Source organism: Leucobacter faecis, from assembly GCF_054456695.2.
The window spans coordinates 54,068-71,481 of the sequence record NZ_JBTJER020000006.1 but is presented as its reverse complement, the minus strand read 5'-3'; the positions used below and the strand labels follow the sequence as shown (position 1 = coordinate 71,481).

Here is a 17,414-nt window from a genome sequence, read left to right as displayed (position 1 = left end):
TTGGTTCATTCGCGGATCAGGTGAACATGAGACTCATTCGCTCGATCTTCACGGGGCTCGGTGTCACCACCGCGAGCGGTTTAGAGCCCGCCTGGTCCGGTGGAGCCACAAACACACTTCTGAGGTCGATCACCCGGGTTGTGATCACTGCGATCATGGCCTGGCAGGCCGTCATGGTCGCAGTGACGGTGGTATCACTCAGACACCATGGGTGGGACCTCGCGAGCGTCCAGCTCTTGATCGGCGTGCTGGGAGCTCTCGCTGTCCGCTCTCGACGGCCCGACCGCCTGTGGCCAGCGCTCACAATGGCAATGATCGTCGCGGGCGCGTGGAGCTATGTCGCGAGCAGCAGCATCGACTCCGCCCTCACATTCGCAGCCTGTTGGCAGATCAATTTCGCATCGTTCTTTGCTGGATTGCTCATTCTTCGGCGCTACGTCATCTGGCTTGTCGTAGTCGCGGCCGCAGGCGCGTCCGCGACAATCTTACTTTTCCTCCCCCACTGGGGGCTTCAGCTTCCGCTGTCGGTCGTCGTCACGCAGGTGACAATCGTCCTCGCCATTAGGTTGGGAGTTGCTGCGTTACTGCGCGAGTCAACCAGCGTGGACCGCGCAGTCACAAACGCTGACGAAGCTACCCTGCAAAACGAGGCACTGGAGCAGCTCGGTGCACGGTTAGCAGAAGAATCGCGCGTGCTTCACGACACCGCGATCAACACGTTTGCTGCGATTGCCTCTGCTAGTTTGGGGCACGCTGAGGCGACCATGGTCAGGGAGCAATGCGCGAGGGATGTGACCCTACTGGAACAGCTGCGGGGCACCGAAACAGCAGCACCCAAGGTTTCCCTCATGGACGTGTTCGAGCAGCCCGGGCTCCCTGCTCACAGGAGCGGGTTGGAAGATGCAGGACTTGCGCGGATCAACGGCTTGCTTTCCGCTGACGTCATCATTGCGATCGTGGGGTGTGTGCGGGAGGCCGTCAACAACGCAACGAAGCACTCCGGGGCCGAACATGTCGCTGTCGATGTAGCCGCTCACGAGCAAGAACTTGTCATTCGAGTGGCTGACAACGGACTCGGTTTCTCACGAGATTTCGTACAAACACGCGGAATTGTTGCCTCAATTGAGCAGCGAGCGAGACAGCAGGGCTGCACTGCGAACCTGTGGAGCAGCCCAGGGGTCGGCACGACAGTTACGCTCCGAGTTCCGCTGACTCCCCGCGCCTCCGAGTTAAGCCCTATGCCCGATGACCGTGCGCTTGCGCGTGCGGCGGAGTCCGCGCGGCGGCGGGCCAGCACATACTGGGGAATCGGCGTCACTGCCGAGAGTATTGTACTCACCTTGGCCGGAGGCACCAATGAGGGCTTCGCGCTGTGGCCGATGATCGTGATTATGGCACTGGCGGTGGGCATTGCCTGGCTGCCAGCTCATCGCAGAGTAGCCGTACCGTTACTCATCGCCGCAACGCTCGTTGTCTTCGTGCTCTCAGCTCGAGCCACATCATTTGGTACGGTGGGCGCAACGCACTGGCAGGCACTCGCTGCGGCGGGTCCGTTCGTTTTACTACTTTCGGTATCCGGCAGCCGCCGGTGGCGGGTCCTGGCGGCCTCGTCATGGGCGGCGGTTGCCTTTTTGCTTGCAATCACGGTCGCTCCCCAGTCCATTACAGGAGCGGTGATCGTTGTCCTCGCTGGGCTCGTCGGGCTTGGGTTCTCGGGCGTCTGGGCAATGTTTCAGGGTTTCATGTCGAGGCTTTCAGATCTCGCGGCGACCGCACGTCGTGACGAGTTTCAGGCTCGGTTACGAGGCGAACAGGAGGCTGCGGCTCAAATGAGCTATCAGCGCTGGACTGACGCCGGGCTCAGCGAGGCCTCCGAGCTGCTACGGGGAATTCGTGACGGCCTGTTCGATCCGGGTGATGATTCGACTCGCTCGGCCTGCGACGAGGAAGAACTCTACCTGCGGCAGCTCGTTTTGATCGACCCTGGGCTTGTACATCTCGGCACCGTCTTTACACCTCTGCTGTACCTCGCACGTGAGCGTAGAGTCAGACTTACTTTGCGGCTCGGTGATCGCGACACACATGACGCAGACTCAGCCTCCGTGATTGCCGAGGTCGTGCGCGCGGGCATCCTCGCTACAAGCGAGTCCGGATCGTTGGCCGCGACCCTGTTTCCGGTGGAGCGCGGGCTACAGCTCACTCTCACCGGCGCGGACCTCAACGTGCCTGAGCGCTTCGCTGGGAGCTCCCAGCTCCTACACCTCGGAGACGTCGATGTGCTCGAGATTCTATTCGAAGCAACGACTCGACCCAACGCACAGATCTCTGGCTTGTAGACAAGAATAGAGTCAATCGGATTGTTAACCTTCGAGGGAGGCTCCATGTCTGGTGGCGACCCACACAAAGCACGGATCGCAATCGTCGAGGATCACGTACTGCAACGAACACGAACGGAAGAGCTCCTCAAAACATCTGGGCAGTACGAGGTCGTGTTCAGCGGTGAGTCAGCCCCGAACTTCATCAGGTGGTCTGCCGCCGCGGCGCAGTCACTAAGGCCGCACTTGCTCATACTTGACCTCATGGTTGATCGACAACCCAGTGTGAGCCCCGCACACGTCGAGATGATGGTAAAGGGTGGACTAAAGGTTTTGGTGCTTTCGGCGCTTGCCTCTCCTGCTCTCGTGCGGCAGGTGATCAAGGCTGGCGCTGCGGGCATCGTGGGTAAGCGTGACAGTGAAGCGAGCATCCACGAGGCGGTCTCGGCGGTGCTCGAAGGCCGAGAATGGGTCACTGCAGAGCTCGCCTCGGTCATTGCGGGCGACCCAGAGAGGCCGGAGCTGAGTGTTCAAGAGGAACGCGCGCTTGTGCTCTACGCCTCGGGGTTGAGCATCGAGAATGTTGGCCTTGCTATGAATATCAGCCGTGAAACCGCAAAGCAGTACTTGGACCGCGTGAAGAAGAAATATGCGTCGGTGGGAGTGCCCGTGCGTTCTAAACTCGACTTTGGTCGCGTCGCATGGGCGGACGGCTACCTCGGCCCTTCGCTGCCTTCAGGCTCACCAAATCTTCCATGACGATCTGCAGCCCCGGCTCCTTCGATGGGATGCCCGGATCCGGGGCTGCATACCCCCATCGTTATACAGCACGACAGGGGCGGTGCCGGTGTGGCGCTGCCACGCTTCTACGCAGGTCTGGGGGAGCGACCGTAGTAGAACCAGCAGTTCCACTCAACTAGATGCACTCTCCAACTTCCCAGCTAGAACGTGAAATGACCCCGCGTTGGGGGTCACACACGGCGGCCCGAGGGGGCTGGGGCCGCCGATTGGTTGGGTCTGGCAGGAGCGGCGGCGAAGCCGCCGCGACCGGAGAGCGGCGGCCCCAGCCCCCTCGGGCCGCCGTTCCCCCTCTATAGCCGGTCGCCGTGCTTCTCGCGCAGCTCTTCGACCGCGCGCTCGAGCGCCGGGTCATCGCCGCGTGCGAGCGCCGCGTACTGCAGTGTCACACCATCATCGGTCAGCAACGCCTTCACCCACATGCGTCGGCGCGGCACAAACAGCGACCAGATGAGGCCACCGAGCGCGAGCAGCGCGAAGATCAGCACTCCGGTCTGCGCAGGGTTGCGCATCACGTCGAACGCGGCGTAGCGGGGCGCGGCCTCGAACGTGAGCGTGCCCATACCGTCTGGCAGGTCGATCGTCTCCCCGATCGTGAGCTCGAGCGACTTCTTATCGATCGCGCGGCCCGTGAGCTGTTGCATATTCTCGGTATCGAGCGCGTACACCGACTGCGGCACACCGCTGTCGATGCCGAGGTCACCCTCGAATACGTCAAGTGTCAGCACGGGGTTCTCAAGGTCGGGGAAGTTCGAGGTGTATGCGCCCGATTCGAGGTCGACCTTCGTCGGGTAGAAGAACCCGCGCAGCCCCAGCTGGGTGCGCTCACCGTCGCCCTTCTTGATGCCGTACGGCACCTTCACCACGCCGAGCGACACCATGTTCGTGTCTTGCGGAATAAACGGCATCGACTCGCTGTACACGGTCTCGCCCTCGGCGTTACGAATAGTGAGGGTCGGCGCATACCCGTTTGCGATCAGGTAGATCGGTGAACCGTGCACTCGCAGCGGGTGATTCACCCGAATGACTTCCTCCGACTCCGTGCCGTCTGGGTCGGTGAGCTTCATGCTCGCAATGTAGTCCTTCACCTGACCGAGCGCGTCAACGTTGCCATCTTCGGGGGTCATGTAGTCCACCTGCAGCGACTTCAACTGCAGCGTGAACGGCTCAAGCGATTCGCTGTCGAAGCCGTTACCCGAGTTCACAGTGTCGTAGTCGATCAGCTGGTTGACCATCGTCTCGCCCTCGACGAGCACCTTCTGGCCATTGAAGGTGAACGCGCCGCCCACCCCTACACACACGAGCACGCCAAGCAGCGCGGTGTGAAACAGCAGGTTACCGGTCTCGCGCAGGTAACCGCGCTCGGCCGACACCGAGATCTCGGTGACACCGCGGCGGGTCACGCGCTGCACCTCGGTGCGGTATCGCGAGCGCTTTAGCACGTCGCGCGCCTCAGTCACGGCGCGCGCCGCGAACTCTTCGCGCTCTGCGGGCGTCGCGCTCGGGTTCGAGACGCGCACCTCGGTGAAGCCCGCCATTCGGTTTAGCCGCGCGGGAGTCTTTGGTGGCTTACCGCGCCAGGCTTTCCAGTGATGGGCGACGCGCGGCAGCACGCAGCCGATCAACGAGATAAACAGCAGCAGGTAGATCGATGAGAACCACACCGAGCTGTACACATCGAACGCCTGCACGGGGAACGCGTCGAGAATCGGAAACAGCTTGGGATGATCCGCTTCGTACTGCAGCACCCCATTGGGGTCTGCACTGCGCTGCGGCAGCAGGGAGCCAGGGATCGCGGCGACCGCGAGCAGCAAGAGCAGGATCAGGGCCACCCGCATGCTGGTGAGTTGGCGCCAGAACCAGCGACCCCAGCCCTTGAGGCCAAGCTCGGGTGACTCCGCGCGTACCTGCGCGCCAGAGCCGTCATCGTAATCAGAGGGGCGTGACATATCCGCCAATCACCGCCTGCAGTGCATACATCATCTTGCTCCAGAGGCCGGTCACCATCAGGAGACCGATGAGGATCAGCAGCGCGCCGCCGATCACGTTGACGGCACGAATATGCCGCTTGAAGAATGTCATGGTTTGGGTCATCCAGCCAAAGCCGAACGCAGCGAGCACGAACGGCAGCCCGAGCCCGAGGCAGTACCACAGCGCCAGTATGACCGAGCGGCCGACCGAGCCCTGCTGCAGGCTCAGCCCCATGATCACGGTGAGCGTGGGTCCCATGCAGGGGGTCCAGCCGATCGCGAACACGATGCCAAGCACGGGGGCACCTACGAGACCAAAGCGCGGCTTGAGTTTGAGCTTCTTATTGTTCTGCATGAACCCAAACCCGCCAATGAACACGAGTCCCATGAGCGCGACAAAGACACCCATGATGCGGGTCACGAGCGGCTCCCAGTCGAGCAGCCACACGCCCACCGTGCCGGCCGCCGCCAAAAAGGCGACGAGCACCACGGTGAAACCCAAGATGAACAGCAGCGCACCCAGCACCAAACGCCTGCGCGCCGGCTTCGCGTCTGCGCCAGACCCCGAATCGGTTCCCGCGCTGGCGCTCACATAGGCGAGGTAGCCGGGCACGAGCGGCAGCACACACGGTGACAGGAACGAAAGCACACCCGCCGCGATCGCGATCAGTGACGCGACGAGCAGCTGGCCATCAGCTACGAGGTCTTGCACCCCCACCGTTACTGCTCGCTCGCGGGCTTTTTATCGGCCGAGGGCTTCGAATCAGACGCTCCCGTGCCGGCAGACTGCTCGTCGAGTGTCTCGTTGATGAGCGTGCGCAGCTGCGACTCACCCGCGAGCATGCCGAGCACGCGGTGCGCCACGCGCCCCTCAGTGTCGAGCACGAGCGTGGTGGGCACCGCGTTGAGCGGCACCTGGCCCGCGAACGCCTTCTGCACGGTACGACCGCCGGGGTTGTCCATAATCGAGGGGTACTCGATACCAAACTCTTCAGAGAACTGGGTCGCCTGGGCAACCTGATCGCGGGTGTTGACGCCCAAGAACTTCACACCCTGCGGCGTGAACTCGTCATAGGCTGCCACCAGGTCGGGCGCTTCGTACCGGCACGGTGCGCAGCCGGCGTACCAGAAGTTCACAACCGTCACAGAGCCGAGTGTGTCTGCCGAGCTGAACACATCGCCGGTCTCGGTCTCCCCCGAGTACTCGACGGGTTCGGTGCGCTCAGACGGCGCGAAACTCGCAGACGAGCCGTCGCCCGCCACGTACCCCTTATCGCTCGACTCCTGCCACTGCTTCGCGAGGTCGTTCCCGCCGCCGCTGCAGCCCGCGAGACCCACGAGGCCCGCAAGTGACAGGGCGAGCGCGGCACCGATCCGGCGCGAACGCGTGTTCTCTAGCTTCATTACACCGCTCCCACATCGATCGCATCGCCCTGCAGCCCAGCTGCGGGCGTGCGATACTCCACCTCAAACCAGCGTTCGCCGCGCTTCTCGAAGCTCGTGATGCTCGAGAGCTCACAACGGCGTGAGGCGGGGCTGTGAAACAGGGGCTTATTAGCGACGTCCAGGTGCGTCACCCAGATCGGGTTTTGGTGCGCGACCATCACGATGTCGCCGCCGCGCGTCGAGTTCCAGGCATCGTCCATCGCGGCTCGCATGCGCGCCGCGATGCGCCGGTACGGCTCGCCCCAGCTGGGACGCAGCGGGTTGAGCAGCTTGTGCCAGTGACGCGGGTTTTTGAACGCCGAGTCGGGGCCAGAGTTGACCATGCCCTCGAAGTAGTTGGTGGGTTCGATGATGCGCTCTTCGGTGATGATCTCGAGGCTCAGCGCGCTCGCGATGGGGCGCGCTGACTCCTGGGCGCGCTGCAGCGGTGAGGCATAGAGCCTGGCGACCGCGCGATCGGCCGCGGCGATCTCGAGGGCGGCGGCCTCGGCCATCAGATGCCCGCGCTCAGACAAGCGAAAGCCAGGAAGGCGGCCGTACAGCACGAGATCTGGGTTGTGCACCTCGCCATGGCGCACCAGATGCAGGAGTTTGTCGCTCACACCCGCCATTCTACGTTCGCCGCGCTGCCGCTCTCTGAGAACTTGGGCAGTTTGGATGTGCACGCAACCAAGCTGCGCGGCGGCTAGACTATCGGGGTGACTGAGCGCGTATTAATAAAGGACCTCCCCACCGTTGACAATGGCGCGACCGTGCGCGTGTCTGGCTGGGTCGAGAAAGTGCGCGACCAGCGCTACGTACAGTTCGTAGTGCTGCGCGACGAATCGGGCGCGGTGCAGCTCGTGAACGGCGGCGTGCTGCGCGAACCCGACGCAGACAACCCCCGCTCAGACATTCTCGTGCCCCGCACGAACACCATCTCTGAGCTCACCCACGGCACCTTCATCACCGTCACCGGTGAGCTGCAGCACAATGAGCGCGTCAAGCTCGGCGGCGTTGAAGTGCAGATCGAGACGATCGAGGTTGTTGCGAAGTCGCTGCCCGACAACCCCGTCGCCGGCGACTCGAACATCGACGTGCGCCTCGACTGGCGCTTCCTCGACCTGCGTCGCCCCGAGCAGAACCTCGTGTTCCGCATTCAGACCACGCTGCTGCACGCGATGCGCAACGTGTGGGTGGACCGCGGCTTCATCGAGATTCAGACCCCCAAGCTCATGGCGTCGGCGTCTGAGTCGCGCGCTGAGCTCTTCGAGGTCGACTACTTCGAGGGCAAGGCGTTTCTCGCGCAGAGCCCCCAGTTCTTCAAGCAGATGGCACAGGCCGCTGGCTTCGGTGGCATCTTCGAGGTAGGCCCCGCCTTCCGTGCCGACCACTCGTTCACCTCGCGCCACGCGACCGAGTTCACCTCGATCGACACCGAGCTGTCGTGGATCGACTCGCATGAGGACGTCATGGAGCTGCACGAGGAGCTGCTCGTTGCTGCCCTCACCGCGGTGAAGGAGAAGCACGGCGAGGAAATTCAGAAGCTCTTCGGCATCGACGTCACCGTGCCGTCGCGCCCGTTCCCCCGCATCCCCCTGGCCGAGGCCAAGGAGATCGTCAAGGAGGAGGGCTACGAGATTCCCCGCGCCGACGCCGACATGGACCCCGAGGGCGAGCGCCGCATCTCGGCTCACGTCAAGAAGAAGTACGACCACGACTTCGTGTTTCTCACGGACTACGCGACGTCGATTCGCCCGTTCTACCACATGCGCCACGCAGACAACCCCGAGCTGACCAACAGCTACGACCTGATCTACCGCGGCACCGAGATCTCGACCGGCGCTCAGCGCGAGCACCGCATCGACGTACTCGAGGCACAGATCGCCGACAAGGGCATGGACGCCGCCGAGTTGAATTTCTACCTCGACTTCTTCCGCTACGGCGTGCCCACGCACGGCGGCTTCGGCATGGGCCTGAACCGCGTGCTGATGCTGCTGCTCGAGCAGTCCTCGATCCGCGAGGTGACCTACCTCTTCCGCGGCCCGACGCGCCTCATGCCGTAATTTTCACGGATTCTGCACCGTAGCTGCCCGCGTGCGTGGCAGCTACGGTGCCGGGTTTTGATCCGGATCAAGGGGAGCGCCCCACGCTTGTGCGTAGGGCGCTCCCCTTTTTTGTATCAGGTTCGAACTTTGTCTCCGTGCTGAGTAGAGTGGGGGTATCCGGGTTCTTTCGAGACACTTGTCTCGTCCTGGTACGTAGCGGGGGGTCACTACGTACAGCCTGACCGGCTTGGTCGTCGGCGCTCCTCGCGTACGCATAGGGGAGGGAAACATGGCTACCACAGCAAATTCATCGCGGCGCACACGCAAGATTGCGGCCATCGCGGCAGGCATTCTCGTCGTGGGCGTCGCCGCCACGTACACGCTCGCTTCATGGACTGACTCAGAGTGGGTCTGGGGCGGTGCTGACGGCGACGCAGTTGGCACCTCGAAATTTGAAGTAGAGCAGTTCACTGAAGGCGATTGGCACCAGGATGAAACCAATCCCGGTGGCGCGCTCGATTTCACGGCTGCCGCGCAAGCACTGGCGCCAGGCGATACCGTCTACGCACCCGTCTCACTACGCACCGTCACCGGTTCGGTCGGCGGCGACGTAACCCTGCAGGGGGCTGTCCAGTCCGCGAGTGCTACGGCCGGAGCAGACGCGCCGGGAGTCGGCCTATGGAGTGCAGTCAACCTCACGGTTCACACGTCGGCCGCCACTGTCGCGCCCGATTGCACGAGCGCGGCCTTCACCGCTGGTGACTGGACCGAGGTTCCCGGTGTCTCAGCTGCTTCGCTGTCGGCCGGAGCGACTCCGACCACGGGAGTGCAGACCCTCGCCGCGGCTACTACTGCCCTTCCCGGAGCACCCCAGCATTACTGTTTCGTCATCAACCTGCCCACAGACGCTGAAACGACCTTTCAGCAGGCCAACTCCGGCATGACACTGCAGGGCCGCACGATTGCCCCCGCTTGGGAGTTCGCAGCAGAGTCTAACTAATAACCCTCGTCAGGTTGCGAAGCTCGGCTGCTCGCTGGAATTTCGCGACCTGAGCGACCTCTAAGGTGCACATGTTGAGCAAGATTCTCGGGGCCGCCGTGACGACGCTTCTTGTCGTCGCGGCCCTCGGGCTTGCCTCATGGTTTGCATTCTCTGCGGCGACCGGCGCGACACTCATCACGTTTCGCACGGGCTCCATGAGCCCGACGATGCCGCAGGGAGCGCTCGCACTATCGATGCCGGTCAAAGCTGGCGACATCGAGGTGGATGACGTCGTCACAGTGAAGCGTTCTGGTGAGGAGTTACCGGTTACGCACCGCGTCGTTGAGGTGCGAGACGCAGACTACGCAACGCAAGAGCAACGCATTCCCGATGACGCCCGCGAGCTCGTGCTCAAGGGCGACGACAACGCGACCATCGACATGCTGCCCTACGTCGTGAAAGATGCGCGGCGTGTGGTGTTCGCCACACCGCAGGCAGGGGCAGCGCTCATGCTCATGCAGTCGCCCATCGGGTTGGGTGTGCTGATCTTGCTCGCGGGCACCGTTACCACCTGGGCGTTCTGGCCAAAGCGCGAGGTCGGCTCTGTCGATGTCGACGACGCTAGTACCCCCGACGAACCAGCCACACGTAATGATGCATTGGAGGTAGACGCATGACTCAGAGTCGAAGCCGGTCGCGCGCGGTATCTTCTGTGCTCGTTATTGTGTTTGCCGCCGTTGCAGGGCTTGGACTAACGCTCACCGCTTCGCGCGCGTCTGCAGTGTTCACCGAGATCACTGAGACCGGCACTCCCGGGTACATCACACTCTCCCGTGACACCGCTACTCCGCTCTGGGCCACCCTCGAACCGGGCCAGTCAACGCACTGGCGCATTCGCGCATCGCTCGAGAGTGCTACCTCTGGGTCTCTGGCGATCGAACTGCGCGGCAGTGGTGATCTGATTGATGATGCGGGCCTCACAGGCAGCGTAGACGCCTGTGCCGGAGCGTTTGATCTCGCCTCGCTCCAGTGCTCTGGTGTGGCAACTTCAGCTGTTTCTACAGTCGCGCTGCGTGATCTGCCGACGGTGGGCGACAGGATTCAACTTGCAGACATAGAGCAGGGCGCACCGCGCGAGTTTCTAGTCACTCTGACTTTGCCCGCAGACGCAGTGATTGCAGAGGGGGCTTCGCAGACCGCTCGCGTAGGGCTCGGCGTCCATGCTTCTGGCGACACCGTTTCCCCAACTACCCCTACTCCCGCGAAACCAGCTGCTCCGCAGCTGACGCTCACGGGCGCTGACCTCTTGCCCCTCGGGGTATTAGCGGTCGGTCTCGTTGGCCTCGGTGCCGCGCTTGTAATGCGAAGGCGGGCAGCACGATGAGCTTCTTCAAACACCGCCGCACGGGCAGGCGTACCATGGGCGGCGCTGCCGTAGGCGTGATCGCGGCCACCGCTCTCGTGGCACAGATGAGCATCGTCTCAAACGCGTCCTGGCTCGACAGCGAGTGGGTAAGTGCACCGTCGGTAGGCACCGTAGATTGCACGGACCCGGAGGGCGCATTTGTTACCCGAGGTAACGGCCGAGCGCTGAGCGGGTCACTGCTCGGCATCGATCTCGATGACGTTGCCGAGGCGAGCGGCGTGACGGTTACCAATGACGGCCAGCGTGACGTCCACACTCCGCAGGGGGCCCTCCCCGCGACCGCTCCGCCAGCGTGGGCCGACCCACTGAACGTCGGGCTCCTCAGTCAAGCAATCAACCTCGATCTCGGTAATGGTCTGCTGCAGCTACCGCTCGACAACAGCACTGGCGCAGTCGGTCAATTCGGATCAGCTTCAACCTTTGGGGTGGCGGAGGGTGCCGCCGGGTTCATTACGTCGAGCGGCGGCATCGCTACCGCGCCGGGCAGTGGCTACCCAGAACTCGCGACGCTGAAGCTGAAGCAGCTGCTCGCTCAGACAAATCCAATAGTGGCGGACACGCTTGGCGATGTGACTGACCTATCTCTAGAAATCGGGGCACTCACTGGCCGAGCAGAACTAGACGGCTGCTCGGAGTCTTGGTCAGCTCTAGCTTCGGATGCCATCACGAGAGAGTACCTAATCGCTTCTCTGTCCAGCACCATCGAATCACCCACTATTGTTACTCTCCGAGACGCTGTAAGTGACGCAATCGCTGCCCTCCAACCAGCTGTCAACGGGATACTTGCGGATCAAGGGCTGTTGAACTCGATTACAGGACCTCTTGTCGCGAATCTCACGAGCATCTTGGCTGGACCGAATGGTTCGGGGCTTCTTCGCATTGATGGCACCGACATAGCGATCACGGCAACCGTTGATACGTCCGCTTTGACCGCGCTATTGTCCTTGCCAATCACCGATAGTCACAACATCGTATCGATCGATTTAACGGGCGGTAAGGTCTCCATTGACTTTGCTGCACTAGTCGGCAAAGCGTATAGCGGTCAGCAAGGTCTCGGGCTTAACGGACTACCCCCAAACACAGATCTATTAGCGAACGCAAGCGTGCTGAACGTACTCTCGCTCGCGATTTCTGAAGCACTGAGCGATTGGATCGGGGTTGTCGAAGACACGCTAACCGCAACCATAGATTCCATCGATATTGTTGTCGCCCTGCAGGTAAATCTCTCGGTATTTGTAACAGTTTTGGTTACAAGTTCCTGGATTGAAATCGGCAGTATTTCTGCCACTGTTTCCGGATCCCTGCTCGACCTCTTAGCCGACACCGGCACTATCGATGCTGAGCTTGTCTTGCTCTCAGGGTTGAGCAGTATTCCTATACTTGGCACGGCGCTTGTTGCGCTACTTAATGGCGCACTCAAACCAGTAACAAACCTGCTTACGTCGACGATTAAAAGCACATTGGGCGGTCTCGTCGGGGCCGCGCTTGATGGTGTACTTGATGGGCTCCGGGTTCTACCCCCAACCGTGAACGAAGCAGTCACCGGAATCCTAGATCTCGTTGAATCAATATCAGCGGCCCTTTTTTTGTCAGGCACAATCCAACTATTAGTCAACGCACAAAACCGTCCTGAATCAGGTGCACCCGCGCCTCTAGATTGGGCAGAAATTCCGCCAGGCCAGTATGACGTCGCAGCTTTACGGGTTGGGATCCTTGGTCTCCTCAGCGAGAATGATGTCAGGCTCTACCTCGGCAGGGGGTCGGTAGGGCCTGTCTGTTCCCAGGCCGAAGTAGCCGCGGGTGCATGTGCAAACTACTAATCCCTGACGCTCCTCGCGTCACGCCCGCGAGCGTTCTAGCTTGCCCGCCGCACCACCACGACCGTGTCTTCAAGGTGGTGTTCGTGGCCGTCTGGGCCCGCAGCTGTACGTTCTCGCACCTCGGCTATCTCGACCGTCCACCCGTCGACCTCTCGCCCCTCTGAGCTGAGCCCCAGTGCGAGCAGTGCGAGCTCACCGGCCGGTGACAAGAACTCACCGGGGTGGTTCTTCGCCCACGGCGGCGGAGCCGCGTGCGACAAGATCACGAGCCGGCCGCCGGGAGCGAGCCGCGTCAACGCCGTGCGCAAGATCAGCTCCCGCGGCAGCTCAACGGGCGACTGCATAAAACTCGCGGTGATGAGATCGAACGGCTCGCCTGAACCGTCGACCTCAGCAGCGCGCAGCGTCCACTCCCCCAGGTCGGCGGCAATAAATCGCGCGCTCTCGAGCCCGCGGGCCGAGGCTTCGGTGATGCCTCGCGCCACGGCCGTGGGCGACAGGTCGATGCCGGTCGCGCTCCAGCCGTGTTCGGCGAGCCACAGCACGTCACCGCCCTCACCACACCCCAGATCGAGCGATCGCCCGGGCTCCCAGCGCTCCGCGACCTCGGCCAGCACTCGGTTCACCCTGCCCGACCACACCTGCCCAGCCTCGGCATAGCGCCGCTCCCAGAACTCAGCAGGGTTGGCCTGCGGATCCGGAGCTGAGTGCGCACCAGCGTGCTCAGCTGAGCACGCGGCAGCAGGGGGCAAGTGAGGGGCCGTCGAGTCAGTGGGTTCGTGCGATGCCATATGCCCAGCATGGCCCGCGACGAGCCTTACGCGCAATCGTGTTCGCGCACGACGTTGAACCTCATGCCGAATCGATGCTTGAGCTGGCAGAATGATCTGCACTGCTTCTGAATTACCTTGGAGAAGAAATTATGCCGCTTCGTTCTTCGCGCGCTGGTCGCCTAGCGACCGCGGCCCTAGCCGGAGCTGCGGCAGTGTCGCTACTCACAGGCTGCACACTATTGGCTGGCGTGCCCGGCTTGTTCGGGGGCGACGCTGGGCCAGCTGGTTCCGGATCGCGCGACAGCTCAGGGCCGGGGCCGGGTGCCGCCCCGCAGACGGCCGAACGGAGCAGAGATTCCCCCGGCGAGGCAGCTACCCCCGAGGCGGTTTCGACCTATCACCACGAGGGGCTCGGAGTCTGGTTCGACTACCCGCAAGCGTGGAGCGTGGCCCCGTTCGCGAGCGCCGAGGAAGCCAAAGATCGCGGGTTCGAGTTCGCGGGATGCGGCAACCAGACGTCGTGGGATCAGCGCCCCGTGCAGGTGTTTGATGAGCGTGGCACCGAAGTCGCGGCGCTCGGGCGCACCATGAACGTTGGCTGCGTGGCCGTGCCCGCGGTCTCGACGATCGAGATCATTGATGCAGAGCCTGTTGCGCTTTCAGCCCAGGGGCCGGTGAGTTTCTATTACCTGACTACCGCCGCGGCAGACGGCGGCCTGTACCCCGTCTTGGGCCTCACCGGAGAGGAAGTCCTCAACACCACTGACCAGAGCAAATCACCGGCCAGCAGTGTCGCCATGCGCTTTGCCGCACAGTCAGAGAACCCGACCGAACGCTTTGATCTGAGTTTCGCAACCACCACCAGCTTTGGGGTGGACGTGAACGATGGCACCGCACCACATAGCGATGTCGCGCTTATCGACCGCTTAAAATTCGAGACTCACGCAGATGCAGAGAAGTTCAGCAAGTCGGCGCTGTACCAGCAGCTGAAAGACATGTTTATGTCGACCCGCTACCAAGAATCGCGTGAACGCCCGAGCGGTGACTTGGGGCTCGCGCAGACAATCTCGCTGCCCGCCTGTGACGGCACACAGATAGCGGTCGTGGGCACCTCTTGGACGCCAACCGAGTACAAGGCCGACATTGAACGGTATCTCAAGCTGTTTCCGGGCTCAGAATACTCTCGCACCGATTTCTTGTGCACCTCTTTCTTACGCCCGGCGCTCGATAACTCTGACGATAACTACATCTATTTTGTCTTCCAGCGCACCGGTAACGACACGGCACGCACGTGTCAGATCGCACGCGACGCCGCCAGCGCAGGCGGAAACACCCACGGTAAGTGGCTGCGTAACGTCGCCTGGGCCGACCGTGGCGAGCAGGTGCCCTGCTGAGGGCGGTTCTCATTGGACGGCTGCCTGCCTCGGTTCAGTCATGCTGCGCGTTTGTCCGTGTTGCCATGCTGCGCGGGCGGGAAGTTTGGAAAGAAACGCGCCAGCGTTTCTTACTTCCCGCGCAAGTGCCCACGGCACTTGCGAGCCGCAGCATCCATCGCTCTGTACGACGAGTCGTCCACAGCCCCCTGTTTCGACCGAAAATTGGCGTGATTACGCCAAATCTGTGGATAACTTCACTCGAATAAATCTACGATCCGTGAGACAATAGGGTATGGAAGCCAAACCCTCACCCCAGCACGAAGAACCCCTCGCGGGCCTCTTCACTGAGGCTGCGAGCGAGGGTGCTGATGCGGGCACTGAAACCGCCACGGCGGATGCCACTAGCGGGCTGGGGATGCAGGCGAAGTGTGACGAGATCGTGCAGCTCATGGCGCACGTGCAAGCTTTGTTCCCGGCCGACTGCCCCGGCGCAGACGCCCGCACGGTCGTAAACGCGCTCACCGACGAGGGCGCCATCGACTTCGCAAAGATCGTGGCGCAGGTGATGCGTAAGTTCACTGAGCTGCAGGTGCTCAGTGCCGGGGCGGTGGGAACGCGGTCTGCGAAACGTGCCGGGCAGCCCGGCGTCGCGCAGGCGAGCGGCTTCAAAACGAGTGTTGAGATGATGCAGCACCTCACCGGCAGTTCGTGGGGTGAAGCCTCCCGCAAAGTGCGGGTAGGAGAAAGCATCCTCACCGGCGAAACAGCCGAACGCGAAGCCCTCGAGCAGCGCGAAGCGCTCGCGGCGAAGCGCGCCCTCGAAGCCAGCGCCAGCGACGACGAGGGTCATGATGACGACGGTGGCTCGACTGCTCTTGAAACCGCAGCTGCTGAGGCGGAGCTGGTGTTGGCGGTGCCGTGGCATTCCGTGCTTGACCGGGCCGTGTCACGTGACCTGCTCACCGACCCACAAAACGATGCGATCAGGCAGGGCCTCGGCACTCCGCCCCGCACCCCCGCACCAAACACTCCCGCCGTAGGCACCGTGGCAGATGGCGCTGCGGTAGCGCCGGCGTGTGCGTTCCACACGGCCGCCTACGCGGCCCTCCACGCTTCCGGGCATTCGCCCACCCCCACGGTAGATCTTTTTGATGACGGGGACTGCGGGGGCCGGTGTGAAGCAGCTCTGCTGGTGCTGTGGTGGCAGGCCGGGCTCGACCTGATCGAGGCCGCCCAGCATACCCGGGTGGAAGAGCTGCGCCGCCACGCGCGCGCGATTCGTGACCTCCTCGACCCCGAGGGGGCGACGCTGCGGCGTAACGAGCGGTATGAGGCGCGCTCATTCAGGTGGTGGACGGACCCGAATGGGCAGTTCCATGCCCGCCTCACCTGTGACGATGACGCGGGGGCGTGGATTCAGACGATCTTTGCGAGCGCGCTGCGCCCCCGACGGGGCGGGCCCCGCTTCATCGACCCGGCAGAGCAGGCCGCGGGGGAAGAGCTCGCGCAAGACGAGCGCACCCACCATCAGATCTCGCACGACCTGCTCATCGATCTGCTCCAGTCGGGCGCGGTCGCTGACCAGCAGACCGTGTTCGGTACGAGGCAGGTGGGCGTGCGGGTGGTGCAGGTCGTGAACCGGGCCGAGTACCTCGCTGAGCAGGCCGAAGCCCGCGCCGCCGAGACGGCCTCGAAAGCCGCCAAAGCGGCAAAGAAGGCGCTCCGGCAGACGGCCAGCGGCGCCACCCCCGAGGCGCAGCAACCCTCAGACACACAGACACCGGCCGCGCAGCCTCCGGCTGACCCGGTCGGGGTGGTCGCCTGGTATGAAGACGGGCTCACCATCACCTCCGACGCAGTCGTCGCCAAGCAGCGCTGCAACGCCAGTGTCGTGCACGTCACGGTCGACGAAGACTACAACCCCCTCGACGTGGGGCGCGAACAGCGGCTCTACAACGGGGCCCAACGCATCGCCCTCGCCACCCGTGATGGCGGGTGTCGCTGGCCGGGCTGTGACCGGCCCTCTTCGTACTGTGAAGCACACCATATTGACCACTGGCACTCCGACCAGGGCCGCACCGACATCGATCGAGGGATCGCCCTATGCGCCGCGCACCATTTGCAGCTCCATAACTACGGATGGAAGATCACCCGCGACGGGCGCGGCCCCTTCATGCTCCATCCACCACCAGACACCGAGGGGAGAACTCCGCCCATCATCCTCGAAAACCCACCCCCACCAGTCACCCGGGCACCACAATCACCACCGGGTGTGACCGGGCGACCTGACCTTGCCGCCGCCACGGCCCGAGCGGCAGCACCCACCTTCGAGCTCACCCAGACCGAGCTCGCGACACCACTCCCCATCACCTACGGGATGCAACTCGGCGCCGCGAGGGCGCGGCGCTTCAAACCAGCCGACCAGCGGGCCTACGCACAAGCCAACGGGTATGCGTAGACACCAGCGGGCATGGACCGTGG

Annotated in this window: 14 protein-coding genes; 9 read left to right on the top strand and 5 right to left on the bottom strand. The window is 63.0% G+C overall.

Features of this window, described 5'->3' with window-relative positions:
• Nucleotides 1-26: 26 nt before the first annotated feature.
• A complete protein-coding gene (locus ACXR2W_RS08325; protein ID WP_458814578.1) occupies nucleotides 27-2,336 on the top strand; it encodes a sensor histidine kinase in 2,310 nt (769 codons plus the stop codon).
• Between the two features lie 45 nt (nucleotides 2,337-2,381).
• On the top strand, nucleotides 2,382-3,074 hold the full coding sequence (locus ACXR2W_RS08320; protein WP_458814580.1) for a response regulator: 693 nt from the start codon (nucleotides 2,382-2,384) through the stop codon (nucleotides 3,072-3,074).
• 332 nt (nucleotides 3,075-3,406) lie between these two features.
• Here ACXR2W_RS08320 and resB read toward each other — a convergent pair whose 3' ends face one another.
• The 4 genes from resB to ACXR2W_RS08300 are packed head-to-tail and all read right to left on the bottom strand — an operon-like array spanning nucleotide 3,407 to nucleotide 7,140.
• The gene (resB, locus tag ACXR2W_RS08315) at nucleotides 3,407-5,062 is read right to left on the bottom strand and encodes a cytochrome c biogenesis protein ResB (protein ID WP_458814582.1); all 1,656 of its coding nucleotides are present in this window, start codon (nucleotides 5,060-5,062) and stop codon (nucleotides 3,407-3,409) included.
• Entirely contained in the window at nucleotides 5,046-5,801 is a 756-nt protein-coding gene (locus tag ACXR2W_RS08310) for a cytochrome c biogenesis CcdA family protein (RefSeq protein ID WP_458814584.1), read from the bottom strand. Before ACXR2W_RS08310 ends, resB begins: the two co-directional genes overlap by 17 nt.
• A 2-nt stretch (nucleotides 5,802-5,803) precedes the next feature.
• Entirely contained in the window at nucleotides 5,804-6,487 is a 684-nt protein-coding gene (locus tag ACXR2W_RS08305) for a TlpA family protein disulfide reductase (RefSeq protein WP_458814586.1), read from the bottom strand.
• Entirely contained in the window at nucleotides 6,487-7,140 is a 654-nt protein-coding gene (locus tag ACXR2W_RS08300; RefSeq protein WP_458814588.1) for a histidine phosphatase family protein, read from the bottom strand. The genes ACXR2W_RS08305 and ACXR2W_RS08300 overlap by 1 nt, the downstream gene beginning before the upstream one ends.
• 87 nt (nucleotides 7,141-7,227) lie before the next feature.
• On the opposite strand from ACXR2W_RS08300, the gene aspS reads away from it, so the two are divergent.
• From aspS to ACXR2W_RS08275, 5 genes are all read left to right on the top strand, one after another.
• Nucleotides 7,228-8,574 (top strand): aspartate--tRNA(Asn) ligase, encoded by a 1,347-nt coding sequence (gene aspS / locus ACXR2W_RS08295; protein WP_458814590.1) that lies wholly within the window; start codon nucleotides 7,228-7,230, stop codon nucleotides 8,572-8,574.
• Nucleotides 8,575-8,845: 271 nt separating this feature from the next.
• Nucleotides 8,846-9,556 carry a SipW-dependent-type signal peptide-containing protein gene (locus ACXR2W_RS08290; RefSeq protein ID WP_458814592.1) on the top strand — a complete coding sequence of 237 codons (711 nt, stop codon included), beginning with the start codon at nucleotides 8,846-8,848 and terminating at the stop codon, nucleotides 9,554-9,556.
• A 71-nt stretch (nucleotides 9,557-9,627) separates the two neighbouring features.
• Nucleotides 9,628-10,215 (top strand): signal peptidase I, encoded by a 588-nt coding sequence (locus ACXR2W_RS08285; RefSeq protein ID WP_458814594.1) that lies wholly within the window; start codon nucleotides 9,628-9,630, stop codon nucleotides 10,213-10,215.
• On the top strand, nucleotides 10,212-10,922 hold the full coding sequence (locus tag ACXR2W_RS08280; protein ID WP_458814596.1) for a hypothetical protein: 711 nt from the start codon (nucleotides 10,212-10,214) through the stop codon (nucleotides 10,920-10,922). Before ACXR2W_RS08285 ends, ACXR2W_RS08280 begins: the two co-directional genes overlap by 4 nt.
• A 35-nt stretch (nucleotides 10,923-10,957) precedes the next feature.
• Nucleotides 10,958-12,784 (top strand): choice-of-anchor G family protein, encoded by a 1,827-nt coding sequence (locus ACXR2W_RS08275; RefSeq protein ID WP_458814598.1) that lies wholly within the window; start codon nucleotides 10,958-10,960, stop codon nucleotides 12,782-12,784.
• Nucleotides 12,785-12,819: 35 nt separating this feature from the next.
• Here ACXR2W_RS08275 and ACXR2W_RS08270 read toward each other — a convergent pair whose 3' ends face one another.
• On the bottom strand, nucleotides 12,820-13,575 hold the full coding sequence (locus tag ACXR2W_RS08270) for a class I SAM-dependent methyltransferase (RefSeq protein ID WP_458814600.1): 756 nt from the start codon (nucleotides 13,573-13,575) through the stop codon (nucleotides 12,820-12,822).
• A gap of 131 nt (nucleotides 13,576-13,706) precedes the next feature.
• Between ACXR2W_RS08270 and ACXR2W_RS08265 the strand changes: the two genes are divergently transcribed.
• Both ACXR2W_RS08265 and ACXR2W_RS08260 read left to right on the top strand, forming a co-directional pair.
• Complete coding sequence (locus ACXR2W_RS08265; protein WP_489948840.1) at nucleotides 13,707-14,951, top strand: hypothetical protein; 1,245 nt, start codon at nucleotides 13,707-13,709, stop codon at nucleotides 14,949-14,951.
• A 274-nt stretch (nucleotides 14,952-15,225) separates the two neighbouring features.
• Nucleotides 15,226-17,391, top strand: a complete 2,166-nt coding sequence (locus ACXR2W_RS08260; RefSeq protein WP_458814604.1) for an HNH endonuclease signature motif containing protein — start codon at nucleotides 15,226-15,228, stop codon at nucleotides 17,389-17,391.
• The last annotated feature ends 23 nt before the right edge of the window (nucleotides 17,392-17,414 follow it).

Bases quoted from the DNA above. Each gene is read 5' to 3' on its own strand.
- ACXR2W_RS08290 (WP_458814592.1), top strand. From the start codon at position 8,846: ATGGCTACCACAGCAAATTCATCGCGGCGCACACGCAAGATTGCGGCC.
- ACXR2W_RS08275 (WP_458814598.1), top strand. From the start codon at position 10,958: ATGGGCGGCGCTGCCGTAGGCGTGATCGCGGCCACCGCTCTCGTGGCA.
- ACXR2W_RS08265 (WP_489948840.1), top strand. From the start codon at position 13,707: ATGCCGCTTCGTTCTTCGCGCGCTGGTCGCCTAGCGACCGCGGCCCTA.
- resB (WP_458814582.1), bottom strand. From the start codon at position 5,062: ATGTCACGCCCCTCTGATTACGATGACGGCTCTGGCGCGCAGGTACGC.
- ACXR2W_RS08270 (WP_458814600.1), bottom strand. From the start codon at position 13,575: ATGGCATCGCACGAACCCACTGACTCGACGGCCCCTCACTTGCCCCCT.
- ACXR2W_RS08300 (WP_458814588.1), bottom strand. From the start codon at position 7,140: ATGGCGGGTGTGAGCGACAAACTCCTGCATCTGGTGCGCCATGGCGAG.
- ACXR2W_RS08305 (WP_458814586.1), bottom strand. From the start codon at position 6,487: ATGAAGCTAGAGAACACGCGTTCGCGCCGGATCGGTGCCGCGCTCGCC.
- ACXR2W_RS08260 (WP_458814604.1), top strand. From the start codon at position 15,226: ATGGAAGCCAAACCCTCACCCCAGCACGAAGAACCCCTCGCGGGCCTC.
- ACXR2W_RS08280 (WP_458814596.1), top strand. From the start codon at position 10,212: ATGACTCAGAGTCGAAGCCGGTCGCGCGCGGTATCTTCTGTGCTCGTT.
- ACXR2W_RS08320 (WP_458814580.1), top strand. From the start codon at position 2,382: ATGTCTGGTGGCGACCCACACAAAGCACGGATCGCAATCGTCGAGGAT.
- ACXR2W_RS08325 (WP_458814578.1), top strand. From the start codon at position 27: ATGAGACTCATTCGCTCGATCTTCACGGGGCTCGGTGTCACCACCGCG.
- ACXR2W_RS08285 (WP_458814594.1), top strand. From the start codon at position 9,628: ATGTTGAGCAAGATTCTCGGGGCCGCCGTGACGACGCTTCTTGTCGTC.